At 68.4% G+C, this 19,904-nt stretch carries 18 protein-coding genes; 7 read left to right on the forward strand and 11 right to left on the reverse strand.

Annotated elements, in window-relative coordinates; translation table 11 throughout:
* Positions 1 to 15: 15 nt before the first annotated feature.
* Positions 16 to 888: a class I SAM-dependent methyltransferase gene (locus tag RT655_RS12235; protein ID WP_313537052.1), complete on the reverse strand. Its 873-nt coding sequence runs from the start codon at positions 886 to 888 to the stop codon at positions 16 to 18.
* Positions 885 to 2,276 (reverse strand): threonine synthase, encoded by a 1,392-nt coding sequence (gene thrC, locus RT655_RS12240; RefSeq protein ID WP_313537054.1) that lies wholly within the window; start codon positions 2,274 to 2,276, stop codon positions 885 to 887. Before thrC ends, RT655_RS12235 begins: the two co-directional genes overlap by 4 nt.
* Positions 2,277 to 2,424: 148 nt before the next feature.
* Here thrC and mgrA point away from each other — a divergent pair, with 148 nt between their 5' ends.
* Both mgrA and RT655_RS12250 read left to right on the forward strand, forming a co-directional pair.
* Positions 2,425 to 3,489, forward strand: a complete 1,065-nt coding sequence (mgrA, locus tag RT655_RS12245) for an L-glyceraldehyde 3-phosphate reductase (protein WP_313538461.1) — start codon at positions 2,425 to 2,427, stop codon at positions 3,487 to 3,489.
* Positions 3,486 to 3,947, forward strand: a complete 462-nt coding sequence (locus tag RT655_RS12250) for a GreA/GreB family elongation factor (protein ID WP_313537056.1) — start codon at positions 3,486 to 3,488, stop codon at positions 3,945 to 3,947. The genes mgrA and RT655_RS12250 overlap by 4 nt, the downstream gene beginning before the upstream one ends.
* 10 nt (positions 3,948 to 3,957) lie before the next feature.
* On the opposite strand, the gene RT655_RS12255 is transcribed toward RT655_RS12250, so the two are convergent.
* Positions 3,958 to 4,854 (reverse strand): DMT family transporter, encoded by an 897-nt coding sequence (locus tag RT655_RS12255; RefSeq protein ID WP_313537058.1) that lies wholly within the window; start codon positions 4,852 to 4,854, stop codon positions 3,958 to 3,960.
* An 11-nt stretch (positions 4,855 to 4,865) separates the two neighbouring features.
* On the opposite strand from RT655_RS12255, the gene RT655_RS12260 reads away from it, so the two are divergent.
* Entirely contained in the window at positions 4,866 to 5,435 is a 570-nt protein-coding gene (locus RT655_RS12260; protein ID WP_313537059.1) for an XRE family transcriptional regulator, read from the forward strand.
* Between the two features lie 85 nt (positions 5,436 to 5,520).
* Here RT655_RS12260 and RT655_RS12265 read toward each other — a convergent pair whose 3' ends face one another.
* The 5 genes from RT655_RS12265 to RT655_RS12285 all read right to left on the reverse strand — a co-directional run bounded on the left by RT655_RS12265 (position 5,521) and on the right by RT655_RS12285 (position 12,846).
* The gene (locus RT655_RS12265) at positions 5,521 to 6,372 is read right to left on the reverse strand and encodes a fumarylacetoacetate hydrolase family protein (protein WP_313537060.1); all 852 of its coding nucleotides are present in this window, start codon (positions 6,370 to 6,372) and stop codon (positions 5,521 to 5,523) included.
* A 291-nt stretch (positions 6,373 to 6,663) separates the two neighbouring features.
* Positions 6,664 to 6,966, reverse strand: a complete 303-nt coding sequence (locus RT655_RS12270; RefSeq protein ID WP_313537062.1) for a hypothetical protein — start codon at positions 6,964 to 6,966, stop codon at positions 6,664 to 6,666.
* A 61-nt stretch (positions 6,967 to 7,027) separates the two neighbouring features.
* On the reverse strand, positions 7,028 to 8,458 hold the full coding sequence (locus tag RT655_RS12275; protein WP_313537064.1) for an efflux transporter outer membrane subunit: 1,431 nt from the start codon (positions 8,456 to 8,458) through the stop codon (positions 7,028 to 7,030).
* Positions 8,459 to 8,463: 5 nt separating this feature from the next.
* Positions 8,464 to 11,640, reverse strand: coding sequence for an efflux RND transporter permease subunit (locus RT655_RS12280; protein WP_313537065.1), 3,177 nt, complete (start codon positions 11,638 to 11,640; stop codon positions 8,464 to 8,466).
* A gap of 6 nt (positions 11,641 to 11,646) precedes the next feature.
* Positions 11,647 to 12,846 carry an efflux RND transporter periplasmic adaptor subunit gene (locus RT655_RS12285; protein WP_313537067.1) on the reverse strand — a complete coding sequence of 400 codons (1,200 nt, stop codon included), beginning with the start codon at positions 12,844 to 12,846 and terminating at the stop codon, positions 11,647 to 11,649.
* Between the two features lie 150 nt (positions 12,847 to 12,996).
* Between RT655_RS12285 and RT655_RS12290 the strand changes: the two genes are divergently transcribed.
* The 4 genes from RT655_RS12290 to RT655_RS12305 are packed head-to-tail and all read left to right on the forward strand — an operon-like array spanning position 12,997 to position 16,397.
* Positions 12,997 to 13,581, forward strand: coding sequence for a TetR/AcrR family transcriptional regulator (locus RT655_RS12290; protein WP_313538463.1), 585 nt, complete (start codon positions 12,997 to 12,999; stop codon positions 13,579 to 13,581).
* A 46-nt stretch (positions 13,582 to 13,627) separates the two neighbouring features.
* Positions 13,628 to 14,392: a (Fe-S)-binding protein gene (locus RT655_RS12295; RefSeq protein ID WP_313537069.1), complete on the forward strand. Its 765-nt coding sequence runs from the start codon at positions 13,628 to 13,630 to the stop codon at positions 14,390 to 14,392.
* Positions 14,389 to 15,780 (forward strand): lactate utilization protein B, encoded by a 1,392-nt coding sequence (locus RT655_RS12300; protein WP_313537071.1) that lies wholly within the window; start codon positions 14,389 to 14,391, stop codon positions 15,778 to 15,780. The genes RT655_RS12295 and RT655_RS12300 overlap by 4 nt, the downstream gene beginning before the upstream one ends.
* The gene (locus RT655_RS12305) at positions 15,777 to 16,397 is read left to right on the forward strand and encodes a lactate utilization protein C (protein ID WP_313537073.1); all 621 of its coding nucleotides are present in this window, start codon (positions 15,777 to 15,779) and stop codon (positions 16,395 to 16,397) included. The genes RT655_RS12300 and RT655_RS12305 overlap by 4 nt, the downstream gene beginning before the upstream one ends.
* Positions 16,398 to 16,517: 120 nt before the next feature.
* Here RT655_RS12305 and fucP read toward each other — a convergent pair whose 3' ends face one another.
* From fucP to RT655_RS12320, 3 genes are read right to left on the reverse strand one after another with little or no spacing between them, the layout of a single operon-like run.
* Positions 16,518 to 17,798 (reverse strand): L-fucose:H+ symporter permease, encoded by a 1,281-nt coding sequence (gene fucP / locus RT655_RS12310; RefSeq protein ID WP_313537074.1) that lies wholly within the window; start codon positions 17,796 to 17,798, stop codon positions 16,518 to 16,520.
* Positions 17,799 to 17,832: 34 nt separating this feature from the next.
* The gene (locus tag RT655_RS12315) at positions 17,833 to 18,600 is read right to left on the reverse strand and encodes an SDR family oxidoreductase (protein ID WP_313537076.1); all 768 of its coding nucleotides are present in this window, start codon (positions 18,598 to 18,600) and stop codon (positions 17,833 to 17,835) included.
* Positions 18,597 to 19,901, reverse strand: a complete 1,305-nt coding sequence (locus RT655_RS12320; protein ID WP_313537078.1) for an L-fuconate dehydratase — start codon at positions 19,899 to 19,901, stop codon at positions 18,597 to 18,599. Before RT655_RS12320 ends, RT655_RS12315 begins: the two co-directional genes overlap by 4 nt.
* Positions 19,902 to 19,904 lie beyond the last annotated feature (3 nt).

Below are 19,904 nucleotides of genomic sequence, written 5' to 3' on the forward strand. Positions count from 1 at the left end.
CGCGGGCGGATCGCCTCAGTCGCGCGACCAGCGCGCGAAGATGGCGGTCGGCAGCTCCAACCCGCGCGCTTCCTCGCGCACGGTCAACTCGCCCGCTTCGACCGTACCGCCCTTGTCCGCCATCGCCTGGCGGACCAGTTCGCCGATCGCCAGCGCCGACATGCGCACCGCGTAGACGGTGAGGAACAGGAAACGCGAATCCGCGTCGAGAAGCCTGGCCACGTCGTCGATCAGGCCCGGCAGGCCTTCTTCCAGCTTCCACACCTCGCCATTGGGCCCGCGGCCCCATTTGGGCGGATCGAGGATGATGCCGTCATAGCGGCGGCCGCGGCGCACCTCGCGCGCGGTGAACTTCATCGCGTCGTCGATCATCCAGCGGATCGGCTTGTCGGCCATGCCGGAAAGCTGGGCGTTGGCCTTGCCCTCCATCACCGACTTCTTGGAGGCGTCGACATGCGTCACCTTGGCGCCCGCCGCCGCCAGCGCCAGCGAGCCGACCCCGGTATAGCCGAACAGGTTCATGCACTCAGGCTCGGCCATCCCGTCGATCCGGCCGCGCATCCAGTCCCATACCGGCGCCATGTCCGGGAAGAAGCCGAGATGGCGGAAGGGCGTGGTCTGGGCGGTGAAGCGCACCTCGCGCCACGCCAGCGGCCAGCCCTCGCGCGGGGTGGGCTTGAGATAGTCCCAGCGACCGCCGCCATCCTCGTCGGAGCCGGGGACGAATTCGGCATGCGCATCCCACTCGGCCGAGGCAGGCGCCCACATCGCCTGGGGCTCGGGGCGGATGAAGCGATAGGCGCCGTAGCGCTCGAGCTTGCGGCCATGGCCCGAATCGATCAGGCCATAGTCGCCCCAGGGCTCGCCGGTCAGGGTAACGAGCTTCATGGGCGGGCGTGCGCCCGCTCGGCGACATAGCCGGTGACCGCGTCGAAGGTGGCGGGGAGGGTGTCGTAGCGTTCCTGGCGCTCGAACAGGTCGCCGACGCGGTTGGGCACGTGCGGGCGCATGCCGGTGGCGCGCTCGACGGCGTCGCGGAACTTGGCCGGATGGGCGGTGGCGAGGGTGACCACCGGCATGTCGGCCGGCAGCCCGGCGCGCTGCGCGGCGGCAAGGCCGATCGCGGTGTGCGGGTCGATCACCTGACCCGCCTCGGAACAGGCCCAGCGCATCGCCTCGTTCATGCCCTCGGCATCGATCGCGTCGCTGGTGAACAGCTTGAAGGCACCCTCGCGCTGGGCGTTGGTGAGCTGCATCGCGCGGGTCGACTCGAAACCGCGCATCTGGTCCGCGATCGGCGCACCGGCGAGGTCGGCGAGCAGCCGCTCGAAGTTCGAGCTGACCTGGATGTCCATCGACGGCGCGGCGGTCGGGGTGACGGTGCCTGCCGAATAGTCACCCGCCGAAAGCGCCCGGTGGAGGATGTCGTTGACGTTGGTGGCGACCACCAGCTTCGCCACCGGCAGCCCCATGCGCGCGGCGACATAACCGGCGAACACGTCGCCGAAATTGCCGGTCGGTACCGAGAAGGCGACGGGCCGCTCGGGCGCGCCGAGGCGGACCGCGGCGTAGAAATAATAGACCACCTGCGCCATCAGCCGGGCCCAGTTGATCGAGTTGACCGCGCTCAGCTGGAAGCGGCCGGCGAAGGCGCGATCGTTGAACATCGCCTTCACCAGCGCCTGGGCATCGTCGAAGCTGCCGTCGATCGCGATGTTGTGGACGTTGGGGGCGAGCACCGTGGTCATCTGGCGGCGCTGGACGTCGGACACGCGGCCCTGCGGGTGCAGCATGAAGATGTCGACGCCGATGCGCCCCGCCACCGCGTCGATCGCGGCGCTGCCGGTATCGCCCGAGGTCGCGCCGACGATGGTGAGGTGCTGGTTGGTGCCGCTCAGGAACTTCTCGAACAGTAGGCCGAGCAACTGGAGCGCCACGTCCTTGAAGGCGAGGGTGGGGCCGTGGAACAGCTCGAGCAGCCAGTGCTGCTGGTCGATCTGGACCAGCGGGGTCACCGCGGCGTGCGAGAAGCGGCCATAGGCCTGGGTGCAGAGATCGCGGAGCTCGTCTTCGCTCAGGTCCGGCGTGACGAAGGGCAGCATGACCCGCACCGCCGTCTCGACATAGGAGAGGCCGCGCATCGCGGCGATGTCCTCGGCCGAGAAGTGCGGCCACTCGGTCGGGACGTAGAGGCCGCCGTCGCTGGCGAGCCCGGTGAGAGTGACGTCGCGAAAGCCCAGCAAGGGCGCGCCGCCGCGGGTGCTGTGATACTGCATGGCCGACCGCGTTACCCGGCGGCAACGATCGGGACAAGATAGCTGTCCTTGGGGGCGGCTTGCCATTGTTGGTGGGGCGGGGTGTTCCGCGACGGACCCGGCGTGCGTATAGGCGCGTTCCGTACAGCCTTCCCGATGGAGAGAGATGATGGCCTATCCCCAGCCCTGGCACGCCGATGCCGATCGTTACGACGGCCGCATGCCCTATCGCCGCTGCGGCGTGAGCGGGCTCGACCTGCCGGCGATCAGCCTCGGGCTCTGGCAGAATTTCGGCGGCACCGACGTGTTCGAAAATGCCCGCGCGATGCTGCGCCGGGCGTTCGATCGCGGCGTGACCCACTTCGATCTCGCGAACAATTACGGCCCGCCCTATGGCTCGGCCGAAGAGAATTTCGGTCGCGTGCTGGCCAGCGACTTTGCGACGCACCGCGACGAGCTGATCATCTCGACCAAGGCGGGCTGGGACATGTGGCCCGGACCCTATGGCGATGTCGGCAGCAGCAAGAAATATCTGATCGCCTCGTGCGACCAGAGCCTCAAGCGGATGGGGCTCGACTATGTCGACATCTTCTATTCGCACCGCGTCGATCCCAAGACGCCGCTGGAGGAGACGATGGGCGCGCTCGCCCAGATCTACCGCCAAGGCAAGGCGCTGTACGTGGGCATCTCCAGCTACTCGCCCGAGCTGACGCGGCAGGCTGCCGCGATCCTCGCCGAGCACAAGGTGCCGCTGCTGATCCATCAGCCGAGCTATTCGATGCTCAACCGCTGGATCGAGGAGAGCCTTCTCGATACGCTGGAAGATCTGGGCACCGGCTGCATCGCCTTCTCGCCGCTGGCGCAAGGGATGCTGACGCGGAAGTATCTGAACGGCGTGCCCGAGGATGCGCGCGCCGCCAAGGGCGGTACCTCGCTCGACACGCGGCTGCTCTCGGACGAGAATATCGCCCGCATCCGCGCGCTCAACGCGATCGCCGAGAAGCGTGGGCAGACGCTGGCGCAGATGGCGATCGCCTGGGTGCTGCGCGATCCCCGCGTCACCTCGGCGCTGGTCGGCGCGCGCACGGTGCAGCAGCTCGACGATTCGCTCGATGCGGTGAAGAACCTGAGCTTCACGGCCGAGGAGCTTGCCGAGATCGACACCCACGCAACCGAGGGCGCGATCGACCTTTGGAAGGTATCGTCCACGCTCGAGGATCTGCCGCAACGATGAGTGTCGCCTTCCGTCGCGAGAGCGACGAGGAACATAAGGAACCCAAGTTCGAGCTGCCGCTGCCGGCCGGGCCCAACCTGGTCACGGCGGCGGGGCCGGCGCTGATCGCGGGCAAGGTCGCGGCGCTGGAGGCGGCAATCGAGGCGGAGCGCGAGGACGAGGCGCGCGAGGCCCTCAAGCGCGAGCTCCGCTACTGGAACACCCGTGCCGCCACCGCGCAGGTCGCGCCGCCCATCGAGGACGGCGTGGCCGGAATCGGCGCGCGGGTGCGGATCCGGCTGAACGGGCGCGAGCGGGTGATCGAGATCGTCGGCCATGACGAGGCCGATCCCGCCGCCGACCGGCTGGCCTTCCAGGCGCCGCTGGCGCACGCGCTGCTCGGCGCGGAAGAAGGCGAGCGGGTCGATTTCGGCGGAAAGGCCGAGGCGATCGAGGTACTGGCGGTGGAGGCGATCTAGCCGCCGCTGCTCAGCGCCCGTCGAGATCCGGGCGTCGCGGCTTGAGCTCGCTCACGACGACGCCGGCGACGATCAAGGCGCCGCCCAGCACGGCAAGTGCGGGCAGCCGGTCGCCGGCGATGCGCCCCACCAGCCCTGCCCAGACCGGCTCGCTGGCATAGATGATCGTCGCGCGGGCGGGCGAGACGGACTTCTGCGCCCAGTTCATCGTCAGCTGGATCACCGCGCTCGCGGCGCCCAGGCCGATGGCCGCGGTGAGCCAGATCCAGGAGAAGGACGGGATCGCCTCTCCGGCAACGGGCATCGCCGCGAAGGAGAGCATCCCCCCGACGAGCAGCTGCACCACCGTGATCCGGCTGCTGTCGACCTGCCCTGCGAAGCGGCCGATCAACAGGATCTCGCACGCGATGGCGGCGGCGCTCAACAGGGTCGCGATTTCGCCGGTGCCAAGGCCAAGATGCAGTGCCTCGGGGCCGGCCAGCAGCACCAGCCCGAGGAACGCCAGGACCACGCCCGCCCAGGTCATCGCTTTCGGTCGCCGCCGCAAAAAGGCCCATTGCAGTAGGGGTACCATCGGCACGTAGAGCGCGGTCAGGAAGGCCGAGGTGCTGCTGTTCACCGTCTGCAGCCCATAGGTCTGCAGCGCGTATCCGAGGAAGATCGTCACGCCGATCGCGCTGCCCGCGAGCAGCTCGGTGCGGGTCATCCGACGCACGGCCTTGCGGAAAAACAGCAGGCTCAGGAGCCCTGCCGTCACGAAGCGCAGGCCGACGAAGAACAGCGGGCCTGAATACGCCACGGCGATGTGGACGATCAGGAAGGTCGCCCCCCAGAGCAGGGTGATGCCGATCAGGGCAAGCTCCTGGCGCGAGAAGAAGGCTTTGCCGTCGGCGGAATTGTGCATCATACTGCGCAGATGTGAGCAATATAGTGCGCAGTCAACCCGATCGAAGCGACGTGCTGGCGCATGCCTCCAGCAATCTCCGCCGGCTCCGCCAGGCCGCCGGGCTCAGCCAGGAGGCGCTCGCCAAGGCCTCCGGCGTGAGCCGGCGGATGATCGTGAACCTGGAGGGTGGCGATACCAATATCAGCCTGTCGAGCCTCGACCGGCTGGCCTGGGCACTGGGGGTGGATTTTGTCGCGATGGTCGCCGATCCGGGCGCCAGCGCGCAGCGCATCGAAGCGCTGACCTGGCGCGGCGCCGATGCGCGGAGCATCGCGACGCTGCTGGGCAGCGTGCCGGCGTCGTCGTCGGCGCAGCTCTGGTCGTGGTCGCTCGGGCCGGGGGACACCTATGTCGCGGAACCCGATCCGGCAGGCTGGCACGAGATGATCTTCGTCTCGGAAGGGCGGCTGCGGATCGACAAGGCGGATGGCGCCCTGACGGTCAGCGCCGGGGACTTCGCCATCTACAGCAGCGCGCAGCCCTTTTCCTATGCGAATGCGGGCGAGGCGGTGACGCGGTTCACCCGCGTCGTCGTGTGCTGACGGCGACACGCGCGCGAACGCCTCCTCCATCGCCGCCGTGACACCCCGCTCCGGCATGCGGGAGCGGGGTGCGCAACGATAGGCGTTACCCCTCCAGCTTCGCCAGATCGAACGCGATCACGTCCTGGCGCTGGGTGCCGAGGCCGGTGATCCCCAGTTCCATCACGTCGCCGGGCTTGAGGAAGATCTTCTCCGGCCTCTGGCCCTCGCCGACGCCCGGGGGCGTGCCGGTGATCAGCAGGTCGCCGGGGTGGAGCGTGATGAAGCGGCTCATATAGGCGATGCATTCCGCCACCGGGAAGATCATCGTCGACGTGTTGCCGGTCTGCATGCGCTTGCCGTTGAGATCGAGATACATGTCGAGCGCCTGGCAGTCGGCCACCTCGTCCGGGGTGACCAGCCACGGGCCTACGGGTCCGAAGGTGTCGCATCCCTTGCCCTTGTCCCACTGGCTGCCGAGCTCCTTCTGGAAAGCGCGCTCGGAGACGTCGTTGGCGAGGACATAGCCCGCGACATGGTCCAGCGCATCGGCCTCATCGACATGGCGGCAGGTCTTGCCGATGATCACGCCCAGCTCGACTTCCCAGTCGCTCTTCTCCGAGCCCTTGGGGATCATCACCGGATCGTTCGGGCCGGTGAGGCACGAGATCGCCTTGGTGAAGAAGATCGGCTCGGGCGGCGGCTCGAGGCCGGCTTCGCGGGCGTGATCGGCATAGTTGAGGCCGATCGCGAGGAACTTGCCGATATTGGCGACCGGTACGCCGAGGCGGACATCGCCTTCGACCAACGGCAGCGTGGTGGGATCCACCGCGCGGATCCGCTCGATCACGTCCACGGTCAGGTCGGGCACCAGGCCGGTCAGGTCGCGGATGCGGCCCTCGGCGTCCAGGATGCCGGGCTTTTCGCCCCCGCGCGGGCCGTAGCGAAGCAACTTCATGCAAGCGTCCTCATTCAGGAAAGACAGACGATTGCGCAGTAGCGCGGCACGCCGGCTTGCCAAAGCGGGATTTGCCGAATTGTCAGATTATTGGAGCCGAGGTCGGGGCAAGCGGAAGGCGCGGGTGGCAACATCGTCGTTGCGCCGGACGTCTCGACCGCCGTCATCCCGGCGGAAGCCGGGGTCCAGACGCCATGCGCCCGTAGCACGAGCCGCAGCGAAGACCCCAATGGATCCCGGCTTTCGCCGGGATGACGATTGGGGCGGGGGGCGGGCGCGTGCCCTAGGCGCTCAGCTCACTCGGCGGAGATGCTTGCCGCCATAACGCTGGCCCAGATAGTCGGCGAGGCGCTGGATATAGTTGCGCGCGTTCGCCGCCTTGTCCGGGCAGCAGGGCAGGGGGTTCTTGCTCACGCCCGCGGCGCGGCGGTCGACCTTCTGGCAGAGCAGCTCGAGGTCCTGGCGCGACAGCAGGTTCTTCTCCCGCATCACGCACAACAGGCCCTCGAGGATGATCATGCTTTCATCGGCGGCCTGCACCGGCAGCTGCGGCAGAGCCTCGTCCTGGTTCGGGTGCACTTCGTTCAGCGACACGACACCTCTCCTTTTCTCTAGGATCCAGAGAGTATGCCGATTTTCGCAGGTGGCAAGCGCCTTAGTCGAGCCCGCCGCCCAGGGTCCTGTACAGGGTCACCAGATTGCTCGCGCGGGTAAGGCGCGTGGTGACCAGGCCCTGCTCGGCGGCATAGGCGCTGCGCTGCGAATCGAGCACGGTGAGGAACGAGTCGACCCCCGCCCGGTAGCGCGCGTCGGACAGCTTGGCCGCGACTTCCGCCGCATTGGCCCGTGCGCTCTGCGCGCGCAGCTGCTCGTCGATCGTGCCGCGCTGGGCGAGTGCATCGGCGACTTCGCGGAAGGCGGTCTGGATCGTCTTCTGGTAGGTCGCCACCGCCGCATCGCGCGACGCCCTCGAATAGTCGAGGTTCGCCTGGTTCTTGCCGAAGTTGAAGATGTTGAGCGACGCCGTGGGCGAAACGACATAGGTGTCGGTGTTCGACCCGAACAGCTTGCCGATCGTCGAGGCGATCGAGCCCACCGTGGCGGTGAGCGAGATGCTCGGGAAGAAGGCCGCGCGGGCCGCACCGATATTGGCGTTCTGCGCGATCAGCTGGTGCTCGGCCTGGAGCACGTCCGGGCGGCGCAGCAGCACTTCGGACGGCACATTGCCGGGCAGCGCGTCGATCGTCGCCTTGGCGTCGCCCAGCGACTCCGGCAGCAGCTCGGGCGCAACGGTGGCGCCGGTGAGCAGCTGGAGCGCGTTGACGTCCTGCGCGATCCGGGTCTGCGCGGTCGCGACGTCATTGCGCGCGGATTCGTAGCTCGTCTCGGCCTGGCGCGATTCGAGCTCCGAGGCGGTGCCGATGCGGAACTGGGCGCGGGTGAGGTCCAGCGATTGCTGGAACGCCTTGAGCGTGTTCTGCGCGATGGCGAGCTGCTCGCGGTCCGAGGCAAGCGTGAGCCAAGCGCTGGCGATCTCGCCGATCAGCGAGACGCGGGTGGCGCGCTGCGCCTCGCTGCTGGCGAAATACTGCTCCTGCGCGGCGCGGCTGAGGTTGCGCACCCGGCCGAACAGATCGAGCTCGAACGAGGTGACGCCGCCGGTCACGCTGAAGTTCTGCACGTCCTGCACGCCGCCGCTGCCCAGCGCGCCGCCGGCGCTCGCCGCGAACTGGGCGGTGTTGGTGTAGGTGCCGGTGCCGCTGACGCCGATCGCGGGGAACAGGTCCGCCCGCTGCGCGCGATACTGCGCCCGCGCCTGCAGCACGTTGGCGGCGGCGAGGCGCAGGTCCTGGTTGTTGTCCAGGCCCAACTGGATCACCTTGCGCAGGCGATCGTCGACGAAGAAATCGCGCCAGCCGACCTTGCTGATGTCCGGCGCATCGGTGGCGGCGGCCGGGTAGACGCCGCCCTGGGGCAGCGCCGCCGGTACCGCCGGCTCGGGCCGGCTATACTTGGGCGCGAGATTACAGGCCGAGAGCGCAGTGCTCGCGGCCAGCGCGAGGAGCAGGGGGAAGCGATTGGTCACGGCCGTCAGGCTCCCTGGGGCGCCGAAGCGCCGCCGTCATGGGTGGTTGCGGGGGGCGTCTCGCCCTTGTTGCGGCGGCGATCGAACAGACCGCGCACCACCACGAAGAACATCGGCACGAAGAAGATCGCCAGCACCGTCGCGGAGAGCATGCCGCCCACCACCGCACGGCCGATCGCGTTCTGGCCGCCGGCGCCCGCGCCGGTGGAGATCGCCAGCGGCAGCACGCCGAAGATGAAGGCGAGGCTGGTCATCAGGATCGGGCGCAGACGGAGCTTGGCGGCTTCGATCGCCGCGTCGAAGGCGCTCATGCCCTCGCGCATCCGCTCCTCGGCGAACTCCACGATCAGGATCGCGTTCTTCGCCGACACGCCGATCGTGGTGATCAGGCCGACCTGCAGGTAGATGTCGTTGTTGAGCCCGGTGAGCCATGCCGCGAGCAGCGCGCCGAGCACGCCCAGCGGCACCACGAGGATCACCGAGATCGGCACCGACCAGCTCTCGTACAGCGCGGCGAGGCAGAGGAACACGATCAGCAGCGACAGCGCATAGAGTGCCGGCGCCTGGCCGCCCGACAGGCGTTCCTCATAGGAGAGGCCCGTCCATTCGAGCTGGGTGCCCGGGGGCAGCTTGGCGTGGATCGCCTCCATCGCCGCCATCGCGTCGCCGGTCGAGGTGCCGGGGGCGGGCGAGCCGAGGATTTCCATCGAGGGCAGGCCGTTATAGCGGGTGAGCTGCACCGGCGCCTGCGCCCAGCTGAGCGTCGAGAAGGCGGTGAACGGCGTCATCGTGCCGGTGGGGCCGCGGACGAACAGGTTGGCAATGTCCTCCGGCGTCAGGCGATACGGAGCATCGGCCTGGACATAGACGCGCTTGACGCGGCCGCGATCGATGAAGTCGTTGACGTACGCGCCGCCCCAGGCGGTGGCGATGGTGCTGTTGACCGAGGAGAGGTCGAGCCCGAGTGCCTTGGCCTTGTCCTGGTCGATGTCGACCTTGAGCTGCGGCGCGTCGTCGAGCGCGTTGGGGCGCACGCCGACCAGGCGCTTGTCCTGCATCGCCATGCCCAGCATCATGTTGCGCGCCTGGAGCAGGCGCTCATGGCCGATGCCGCCGGTATCGACGAGCTGGAGGTCGAAGCCGGTCGCGTTGCCGAGCTCCTGCACCGCCGGCGGCGTGATCGCGAAGATCAGGCCGTCGCGATATTGCGAGAAGACGCCCATCGCGCGGCCGACGATCGAGCCAGCGGCATTCTTGCGGCCGGGACGTTCGGACCAGTCGTTGAGCGGCATGAAGGCCAAGCCGCTATTCTGGCCGGCGCCGGCGAAGCTGAAGCCGTTGATCGTGAACACGCCCTTCACATTGCCCGCTTCCTCCTTGAGGAAATGGTCGCGGATCAGGTCGAGCCCCTTGTCGGTGCGCGCCGAGGTGGCGCCCGCCGGTCCCTGGACCAGCGCGATGACGATGCCCTGGTCTTCTTCGGGGAGGAAGCCGCCGGGCAGGCGCAGGAACAGGAAGCTCATGCCACCGAGGATCAGCAGGTAGATCAGGCCCGAGCGCTTCCAGCTGCGCGCGGTGCGGCGCACGCCCTTTTCATATTTGGCCTGGCCGCGATCGAAATTGCGGTTGAACCAGCGGAAGAAGCGCGCGAGCGGGCCGTTGCCCTCCGCCTTGTCCGGGTTGTGCGGCTTGAGGATGGTGGCGCAGAGCGCCGGGGTGAGCACCAGTGCGATGAACACCGAGAGCACCATCGCCGAGACGATCGTGATCGAGAACTGGCGATAGATCACGCCCGTGGAACCACCGAAGAACGCCATCGGCAGGAACACCGCCGAGAGGACGAGCGCGATGCCGACCAGCGCGCTGGTGATCTCTTCCATCGACTTGCGCGCGGCATCCACCGGGCTGAGATGCTCGGTGGTGATCAGGCGCTCGACATTCTCGACGACGACGATCGCGTCGTCGACCAGCAGGCCGATCGCCAGCACCATGCCGAACAGGGTGAGCGTGTTGATCGAATAGCCGGCGATCGCCATCACCGCGAAGGTGCCGAGCAGCACCACCGGCACCGCGATCGTCGGGATCAGCGTGGCGCGGAAGTTCTGCAGGAACAGGAACATCACCAGGAAGACGAGCACCACCGCTTCGATCAGCGTGTGCACCACCTGCTCGACCGACAGGCGGACGAACGGCGTGGTGTCGTACGGGTAGATGACCTTGATGTCCGCCGGGAAGGTCTTGGCAATCTCGTTCACGCGCGCCTTGACCAGGTCGACCGTGGTCAGCGCGTTGGCGCCGGGGGCGAGCTTGATGCCGATGCCCGAACCGGGCTTGCCGTTCCACTTGGAATCGAAGCCATAGCTTTCCGCGCCGATCTCGACCCGCGCGACGTCGCCAAGGCGCACCACCGAGGCATCGGTACCGCTCTTCAACCGGATCTTGGCGAACTCGTCGGGGGTGGTCAGCCGCGACTGGACCGACACCGTGGCGTTGAGCATCTGCTCCTTCGGCGCGGGGCGCGCGCCGAGCTGGCCGGCCGAGACCTGCGCGTTCTGCGCGCGGATCGCGGTGGTCACGTCGTCCATGGTGAGGGCGTATTTGTTGAGCTTCACCGGATCGACCCAGATGCGCATCGCGTACTGCGACCCGAACACCTGGGTGTCGCCGACGCCGTTCACACGCGACAGCGGATCCTGCAGCTTGGACACGGCATAGTCGGCGAGATCAGTGCCACTGTGCGAGCCGTCTTCCGAATAGAGGCCGATCACCACCAGGAAGTTCTGGGTGGCCTTGGCGACCTGGATGCCCTGCTGCTGCACTTCCTGCGGCAGGAGCGGAGTCGCCGCCTGCAGCTTGTTCTGCACCTGCACCTGGGCGATGTCAGGATTGGTGCCCTGCTCGAAGGTCAGCGTGATCGTGACGGTGCCGGCCGACGAGGACGAGGACGAGAAATAGCGAAGGTGATCGATCCCCTTCAGCTGCTGCTCGATGATCTGCGTCGTCGTGTTTTCCAGCGTCCGGGCATCCGCGCCCGGATAGGTCGCGGTGATCGAGACGGCGGGCGGCGCGATCGCCGGGAACTGCGCGATCGGCAGGCTGCGGATCGCGAGGATACCCGCCAGCATGATGATGATCGCGATAACCCAGGCGAAGATCGGCCGGTCGATGAAATAGCGCGACATAAGGGCTTACTTCCCTTGCGCGGGCGTGGCGCCCGGCTGGCCCTGCGCGGGCTTGGCGTTGGGATCCCAGGGCTTGGGCGTGACCGCCATGCCCGGACGCAGCATCATCGCGCCCTCGACGATCACCTTGTCGCCGGGCTTGAGGCCGCTGGTGACGATCCAGGCGTCGCCGGCGGTGCGGCTGGTCTGAATCGGGCGCGGCTCGATCTTGTTCTCGGCGCCGACGATCAGTACCGTCGGATTGCCGCGCTCGTCGCGGCTGACGGCGCGCTGCGGCACCAGCATCGCATTCTGCTGGGTGCCCTCGACGAGATGCGCGCGGACGAACATGCCCGGCAGCAACAAGCCGTTGGGGTTCGGGAACAGCGCGCGGATCACTTGGCTGCCGGTGGTCTCGTCGACGGTCACGTCGGCGAAGCGCATCGTGCCCTGCGGGCCGTACTTGCTGCCATCCTCCAGCGTCACCGCCACCTTGGCGTTGCCGTCGCGCGCGACCTGGCCGGCCATGATCGATTGGCGCAGCTTGAGGATGTCGGCGCTCGACTGCTGGATGTCGACATAGATCGGGTCGAGCCGCTGGATTGTGGTCAGCGCATTGGCCTGCGAGGCGGAAACCAGCGCGCCGGTGGTGAACACCGAACGGCCGATCTTGCCGCTGATCGGCGCGCGGATCGTGGTACGGGCGAGGTCGATCTCGGCGGTGGCGAGCGCGGCGCGCTGGGCGGCGACGTCGGCGCGGGCCTGCGCGGCGCTCGCGACGGCATTCTCGGCTTCCTGCTTCGAGATCGCGTTGATCTTGACCAGTTCGCCATAGCGGCGGGCAAGCGCCTCGCTGGTGGCGATCGTCGCCTGGGCGCGGGTCAGCGCGGCGCGGGCGCTGGCGACGGCGGCGCGATAGGGCGCGGGGTCGATCCGATAGAGCGGCTGGCCCTGGCGCACCATGTCGCCTTCGGTGAACAGCCGCTCGAGGATCAGGCCGTTAACCTGCGGACGCACATCCGAGCTCTCATAGGGGCTCAGCCGACCGGGCAGCTCGCTGGTGAGCGGCACCGCCTGCTGCTGGACGACGACATAGGAGACGGGGGGCGGTGCGGCCTGCTGTCCGCCCGCGCCGCCGGGGGCTGCGGCACCCTGCTGCTGGGACTGGCCGCCACAGGCGGCGAGGACAAGCGCGAGAGCCGGCGCGGTGTGACGGAAAAAAGTCATGCGGATGCCTGCCGTTGTGTTATATGTGAGTGAACGATCGCTCACATTCGCCGCTACTGCGAAGTGAGGTACTCGGTCAAGACGGTTTCAAGGGTACCACGGATGGCAGAAGCCACGGAAGCAGGCGGGGTTCCGCCTCGCGATAAAGCGGTGTTGCGGCGCGAAAAAATCGTGTCCGCCGCGCGCAGGTTGTTCATTGCGAACGGTTTTCACGCCACCGGGGTGGCGCAGATCGCCAAGGAGTCCGGCATTGCGGTAGGTCAAATCTACCGCGATTTTTCTTCCAAGGAAGCGATCGTCGCTGAGATCGTGCAGGCCGATTGCATGGATTTTCTCGCGCCCGAGTCGCTGTGTGCGGGTATCCGGAGCGGCGATCCCGAATTCGTCTGGACCTGGCTGGCGGACTTTATTCGTCCGGAGCCCGATGAGTCGGACCCGCTGTTCGCCGAAATCGTCGCCGAATCGGCGCGCAACGAACGCATCGCCGCCATCTTCGAGGATACGCGCGAAGACGTGCGGGGCACGATGCTCGCGGCGCTGTCGTCGCTGATCCCGGGCGATGCCTTTGCCGAGCGCCGCTCCGCGCTGACCGACGTGATCACCGCGACCGCGCTGGGGCTGATGCAGCATCGCTTCCTCAGCCCGGCCGAGGATACCGATCGCGCCGCCGCCCTGGTGCTGCGGATGATCCGCAGCGAAGTCGCCGCGATGCAGGCCGAGGCCGCGACCGGCTGAGACGCCCGGTTGTGGCGACGATCTCGCCGATATGCGAAAGGGCGGCATGAACATGGTTCCTTCGTCCCGCGTCGCGCTGTTCGTCACCTGCCTGGTCGATGCGATGCGGCCGCGGGTGGGCTTCGCGGCGCTGCGCGTGCTGGCCGATGCCGGGTGCACGGTGGTGGTGCCGGAGGCGCAGACCTGTTGCGGGCAGCCGGCCCTGAACTCGGGCGACCGTGCGACCGCAACCGACTTCGCCCGGCGCAACGTGGCGATGTTGGAAGGCTATGACGCAATCGTCGTGCCCTCGGGCAGCTGCGCGGGAACGATCCGCTGCCATTATCCCGAATTGCTCGCCGACGATCCCGCATGGTCCGCGCGGGCCGAGGCGGTGGCGGCGAAGACGTGGGAGATTCTCGCCTGGCTCGATGCGCGCGGCTGGCGGCCCGAGGGCGTGACGCTGCCGGCGACCGCGACCTATCACGACAGCTGCTCGGGCCTGCGCGAACTCGGCATCAAGGCGCAGCCGCGGCGGCTGCTCGGCGCCGTCGCGGGGCTCGATCTGGTGCCGCTCGCCGGCAAGGAGACCTGCTGCGGCTTTGGCGGGACCTTCTGCGTGAAATACCCCGCCATCTCCAACGCGATCGCCGACGAGAAAGCGGCGGCGGTGGAGGCTGCGGGCGCGGGGCTGTTGCTCGCGGGCGATCTCGGCTGCCTGATGAACATGGCGGGTAAACTGCACCGGCGCGGATCGGACGTGCGCGCCTTCCACACCATCGAGGTGCTGGCCGGCATGGCCGACGGCCCGGCGATCGGGGAAGCGCAATGAGCCGGGCGTTCGATGCGCGGGTCGACGCTGCGCTCGCCGACCGCCAGCTCAAGATCGCGGTCGAGCGCACCGCCGGTACCGCCGAGGCCAAGCGGGGGGCGGCGATCGGCGCCTGGCCCAGCTTCGCCGCGGTGCGCGAGCGGGCGGCGGCGATCAAGGACCATGTGATCGCCAATCTCGGATCCTACCTCGTCCAGTTCGAGGCGGCGGCGACCGCTTCGGGCGCGACGGTGCATTGGGCCGCCACCGCCGACGAGGCCTGCGCGATCGTCGTCGAGATCTGCCGCAAGGCGGGCGCCAAGAGCGTCGCCCGCTCCAAGTCGATGCTCGGCGAGGAGATCGGCCTGCCGCACGCGCTGGAGGCGGCGGGGATCGGCCGGGTCGAGACCGACTTGGCCGAGCACATCATCCAGCTCGCCGGCGAGCGGCCCTCGCACATCATCTGGCCGGCGATGCACAAGACGCGCGAGCAGGTCTCCGAGCTGTTCCACGCCCGCCACCGCGAACCGCATGTCGAGGAAAGCATCGCCGCGATGGCGGCGAGCGCTCGGCGGCAACTGCGTGGGCAAATGCTGGGTGCGGATGTCGGCATTTCGGGCGCCAATTTCCTGATCGCCGATAGTGGGCAGGTCTGCACCGTCACCAACGAGGGCAATGCCGAACTCTCGCTGGTGCCACCGCGCGTGCATATCGTGACCGCCGGGATCGAGAAGCTGGTCCCTTCGATGGACCATGCAGTGCACCTGCTGCGGCTGCTCGCCCGCTCGGCGACCGGCGCGGCGCTGACGCAATATACCACCTTCTATGCCGGGCCGAAGCGGGCAGGGGACCGCGACGGGCCGGAGGAGATGCACATCGTGCTGGTCGACAATGGCCGCAGCGCGATGCGGGGCGACGGGCTGGCGGAGATGCTCCGCTGCATCCGCTGCGGCGCGTGCATGAATCACTGCGTGGTGTTCCGCCAGATCGGCGGCCATGCCTATGGCGGCACCTATCCGGGGCCGATGGGATCGGTGCTGACGCCCGCGCTCGACGGGCTGGCGGCGAGCCGCGACCTGCCGAACGCCTGCACGATGAACGGCAAGTGCCAGGAGGTGTGCCCAGTGGCGATCCCCCTGCCGACGCTGCTGCGCGGCTGGCGCGAGAAGAGCTGGCGCGAGGGGCTGGAGCCGGTAACGCTGCGCAAGGGGCTGGGGATGTGGGCCTGGGTGGCGCGGCGGCCCTGGCTGTACCGCGCGGGTGTGCGCTGGGCGATCCGGGCCATGCGGCTGGCCGGGCGCGGCTGGATATCGAAGCTGCCGCTGGCCGGCGGCTGGACCGGCGGGCGCGATTTCCCAGCACCGGCAGCGGAGAGCTTCATGGACCGTTACCGAAAGGGCGAACGATGAGCGCGCGCGACGCGATCCTGGCGCGGCTGGGGCCGACGCGGGCGGCAGCGGATCTGGCAGCCGAGGCGTCGGCGCTGCTGACGGGCGAGGAACGCGAACGGCCCGCGGGGCCGGAGGACTTGGTGGCGCGCTTCCTGGCGCAACTCGCACTGCCGAGCGTGGCGGCGACGCATATGCGGATCGGGTCGCTGGCGGAACTGCCGGGGGCGGTGGCGGGGTATCTCGCCGCCGACGGCGCGGAGCCTGCGCTATGGCTGCCGCCCGATGCACGGGTGGCGGGGCTCGACTGGTCCGGGCTGACCCGGCTGGCGGAGTGCCCGATCGACGACGGCGCGGTGCTGGCGTTTGCGCGGGCCGGCGTGGCGGAGACGGGCTCGCTGGTGTTCGAAACGTCGCCGGAAGCACCGATGCTCCCCAACTTCCTGGCGCTGCGCCACATCGTCGTGCTGGAGGTCGCAGGACTGGTCCGCTGGCTGGAGGACGCCGCGCCCGGCGGCGCGGTGCCGCGCGCGCACTACTGGGTAACCGGCGTCAGCGGCACGACCGACATCGAAGGCACCTATGTCCGGGGTGCGCACGGCCCACGGTTCCTGCACGTGGTCCTGGTCACTTCTTAAGCCCCTCCTCCTTGGAGGAGGGGTTTGGGGGTGGAGGGATTCCAGAGCCTCGGTTGGTCTCGGTAAGACACAGCCCCACCCCAACCCCTCCCCTGAAGGGGAGGGGCTTTTACCGTCCCCTCAATGCCCCGCCGGCGCGAACTCCACATCCCCCGCCGTCCCCGTCGCGCGCACCCCGAAGGCGAGCACCACCAGGAACGCCACCGCCGGTACCAGCAGCGCGAGGTTGATCCCCGCCAGGTCGGACAGGTGCCCCATCGCCGCGGTCAGCACCGCGCCGCCGATGATCGCCATCACGATCAGCGAGGCGCCGATCTGCTTGAGCGGGCCCAGACCGCCGATGCCGATCGCGAAGATCGTCGGGAACTGGATCGACATGAAGAAGCTCGCCGCGACCAGCGCATACAGCCCGGTCGTCCCGCCGACGAACACCGCCACCGCCGCCAGCACCGCCGACAGCCCCGAGAACACCACCAGCAGCTGCGGCGCCGATACCTTGCCCAGCATCGCCGCACCGACGAAGCGGCCGATGCCGAACAGCACCAGGCTGGCGAACAGATAGTCGGCCGCGCCCTGCTCGGTGAGGCCGGGCAGGTTCACCTGGGCGTAGCGGATCGTGTAGCTCCACAGCCCCACCTGCGCGCCGACGTAGAAGAACTGAGCAATCACCGCGAACAGCAGGTTGCGGTCGCGCAGCACGGTGCGCAGCGCCTGGCCGGTCGGGACGGCGGGTGCGTCCCCATCCTTGCGGTTGTCCGGGAAGGCGATCAGTGCGGTGGCGAGTGCGAAGGCGAGCACGACGAGGCCGATCACCAGATAGGGCGTCTGCACCGAGGCGAGTTCGCCGCGCAGCGTCGCGGTCCGCTCGGCGGCGGACATCGCGGCGAGCGCCTTGTCGTCCTGCGCGAAGCTCGAAAGGATGAAATATTTCCCCACCAGCACGCCGAAGATCGTGCCGAGCGGGTTGGCCGCCTGGGCGAAGTTGAGCCGGCGGGCGGCGCCCTCGGGGCTGCCGAGCTCGGCGATCAGCGGGCTGGCCGAGGTCTCGAGGAACGCGAGACCGCAGGCGATCACGAACAGCGCGGCGAGGAACCAGCGATATTCGCCGAAATGCGTCGCCGGATAGAAGAGCAGCGCCCCGATCGCATACAGGGTAAGGCCCGTGACGATCGCCGCCTTGTAGCCCCGCCGCCGGGCGAGCATCGCCGCCGGCGTCGCGAGCAGGAAATAGCCCATGTAGAAGGCTTGCTGGACGAAGCTGGTCTCGAAATCGCTCAGTGTGAACGCGCGGCGGAAATGCGCGATCAGGATGTCGTTGAGGTTGTTCGCCATTCCCCACAGGAAGAACAGCGAGACCGTCAGGATGATGGCGGGGGTGTATCGTCCGGCCTTGCTGGCCATGGGTCCTCTCCTTGGTGCGACGCCCCTGTTGGGGTCATTCGATGGCGCGGTCCAGATGCGTGTAGCCGCCGTCGACGAACAGCCACTGGCCGGTGGTGTGGCTGGCCCGCTCGGAAAGCAGGAACAGCGCGGTGTCGGCGATCTCTTCCGGCGTGGTGAAGCGGTGGCCGAAGGGCACCCGGCGCTCGATCTCCTCGCGCCGCGAGGCGGGGTCATCGAAGCTCTTCAGCCACTCGGCATAGGCGGGGGTCTCCACCTCGGCCGGCACGATCGCGTTGACCCGGATGCCGTCGCCGCGCAGCGCCACCGCCCATTCGCGGGTCAGCGCCAGCACCGCGCCCTTGGCAGCGGCATAGGCACCGGTATGCCCCTGGCCGGTGATCGAGGTCTTGGAGCCGATATTTACGATCGCGCCCTGCGCCGCCCTGAGGTGCGGAAGGGCGGCGCGGGCCATGCCGAAATAATGGACGAGGTTGATGTCGAGCGAGGCGCGGAACTGCGCCGGAGTCGCCTCGAAGCCGAGATTGTCGTTGAGCCCCGCATTGTTGACCAGCCCGTCGATCCGCCCGAAGCGCGCCGCCACCGCGTCGACCGCGGCAACCACGGCGTCGTCCTCGGCCAGCTCGCAGGGGTGGAACAGCCAGTCCGTCCCCAGCTGCGCGACCAGCTCTGGCCGAGGCGGCTCGCGCGAGACGATGGCGGGGACCGCGCCTTCGCGCGCCAGCCCGGCGGCAATGGCCGCACCGATTCCCGACGATCCGCCGGTGACGATCACGACCTTGCCGGCGAGCCCCAGGTTCATGCGCCGAACCGATATTGGACGAGCGTCTCGGGCTTCATCTGGATCGAATAGCCGGGCTGCTGCGGCGGCATGTACGCCGCGTCCTTGATCACGCAGGGCTCCAGGAAATGTTCGTGGAGATGATCCACATATTCGATGACCCTGCCGTCCATGGTGCCGGCAAAGCACAGATAGTCGATCATCGACAAGTGCTGGACGTATTCGCACAGCCCCACGCCGCCAGCATGCGGGCATACCGGCAGGTTGTAGCGCGCGGCGAGCAGCAGCACTGCCAGCGCCTCGTTCACCCCGCCGATGCGGCAAGCGTCGAGCTGGATCACATCGACGGCGCCCACCGCCATGAACTGTTTGAACAGGATGCGGTTCTGGCACATCTCGCCGGTCGCGACCTGCACCTGGCCGATCCCGTCGCGGATCGCCTTGTGGCCGAGCACGTCGTCGGGGCTGGTCGGTTCCTCGATGAACCACGGCTTGGCGAAGGCGAGCGCGTTGACCCAGTCGATCGCCTGGCCGACGTCCCACACCTGGTTGGCATCGATCATCAGCTTGCGATCGGGCCCCAGCACCTCGCGGGCGATGCGGACGCGGCGGATATCGTCCTCCAGGTCGCGACCGACCTTGAGCTTGATATGGTGGAAGCCGGCATCGACCGCTTCCTGCGCCAGCCGGCGCAGCTTCTCGTCCGGATAGCCGAGCCAGCCCGCCGACGTGGTGTAGCAGGGATAGCCGTTCGCCTCGAGAGTGGCGACGCGCTCTGCATTGCCGGCGGCGCGCTCGGTGAGCAGGGCGAGCGCCTGCTCCGGCGTGATCGCGTCGGTGAGGTAGCGGAAGTCGATCGCGCGGACGAGCTGTTCTGGCGTCATGTCCGCGACGAGGCGCCACACCGGCTTGCCCTCGGCCTTGGCCCAGAGGTCCCAGATCGCGTTGACCACCGCGCCGGTGGCGAGATGCATCGCGCCCTTGTCCGGGCCGATCCAGCGCAGCTGGCTGTCGCCGGTGAGGTGCCGCCACATCCGCGCGGGCTCCTCGGCGATCCAGGCGAGGTCGAGGCCGATGACCAGGTGGCGCATCGCTTCGATCGCGGCAACGCAGATGTCGTTGCCGCGGCCGATGGTGAAGGTGAGGCCATGGCCTTCGAGGCCGGGGACGTCGGTTTCGAGGATGACATAGGCCGCCGAATAATCGGGGTCCGGGTTCATCGCGTCGGAGCCGTCGAGCGAGGCGCTGGTCGGGAAGCGCAGGTCGACCGTGCGCAGGCCGGTGACGCGGGCGTTGAGCGTCGCAGAGGTGGTGGTTGCCATGTC

The sequence above is a fragment of the Sphingomonas sp. genome (assembly GCF_032114135.1).
Taxonomy (GTDB): Bacteria; Pseudomonadota; Alphaproteobacteria; order Sphingomonadales; family Sphingomonadaceae; genus Sphingomonas.

Coding starts and splice junctions, on each gene's coding strand:
- RT655_RS12235 (WP_313537052.1), bottom strand. CDS start 888: ATGAAGCTCGTTACCCTGACCGGCGAGCCCTGGGGCGACTATGGCCTG.
- thrC (WP_313537054.1), bottom strand. CDS start 2,276: ATGCAGTATCACAGCACCCGCGGCGGCGCGCCCTTGCTGGGCTTTCGC.
- mgrA (WP_313538461.1), top strand. CDS start 2,425: ATGGCCTATCCCCAGCCCTGGCACGCCGATGCCGATCGTTACGACGGC.
- RT655_RS12250 (WP_313537056.1), top strand. CDS start 3,486: ATGAGTGTCGCCTTCCGTCGCGAGAGCGACGAGGAACATAAGGAACCC.
- RT655_RS12255 (WP_313537058.1), bottom strand. CDS start 4,854: ATGATGCACAATTCCGCCGACGGCAAAGCCTTCTTCTCGCGCCAGGAG.
- RT655_RS12265 (WP_313537060.1), bottom strand. CDS start 6,372: ATGAAGTTGCTTCGCTACGGCCCGCGCGGGGGCGAAAAGCCCGGCATC.
- RT655_RS12280 (WP_313537065.1), bottom strand. CDS start 11,640: ATGTCGCGCTATTTCATCGACCGGCCGATCTTCGCCTGGGTTATCGCG.
- RT655_RS12285 (WP_313537067.1), bottom strand. CDS start 12,846: ATGACTTTTTTCCGTCACACCGCGCCGGCTCTCGCGCTTGTCCTCGCC.
- RT655_RS12295 (WP_313537069.1), top strand. CDS start 13,628: ATGAACATGGTTCCTTCGTCCCGCGTCGCGCTGTTCGTCACCTGCCTG.
- RT655_RS12300 (WP_313537071.1), top strand. CDS start 14,389: ATGAGCCGGGCGTTCGATGCGCGGGTCGACGCTGCGCTCGCCGACCGC.
- RT655_RS12305 (WP_313537073.1), top strand. CDS start 15,777: ATGAGCGCGCGCGACGCGATCCTGGCGCGGCTGGGGCCGACGCGGGCG.
- fucP (WP_313537074.1), bottom strand. CDS start 17,798: ATGGCCAGCAAGGCCGGACGATACACCCCCGCCATCATCCTGACGGTC.
- RT655_RS12315 (WP_313537076.1), bottom strand. CDS start 18,600: ATGAACCTGGGGCTCGCCGGCAAGGTCGTGATCGTCACCGGCGGATCG.
- RT655_RS12320 (WP_313537078.1), bottom strand. CDS start 19,901: ATGGCAACCACCACCTCTGCGACGCTCAACGCCCGCGTCACCGGCCTG.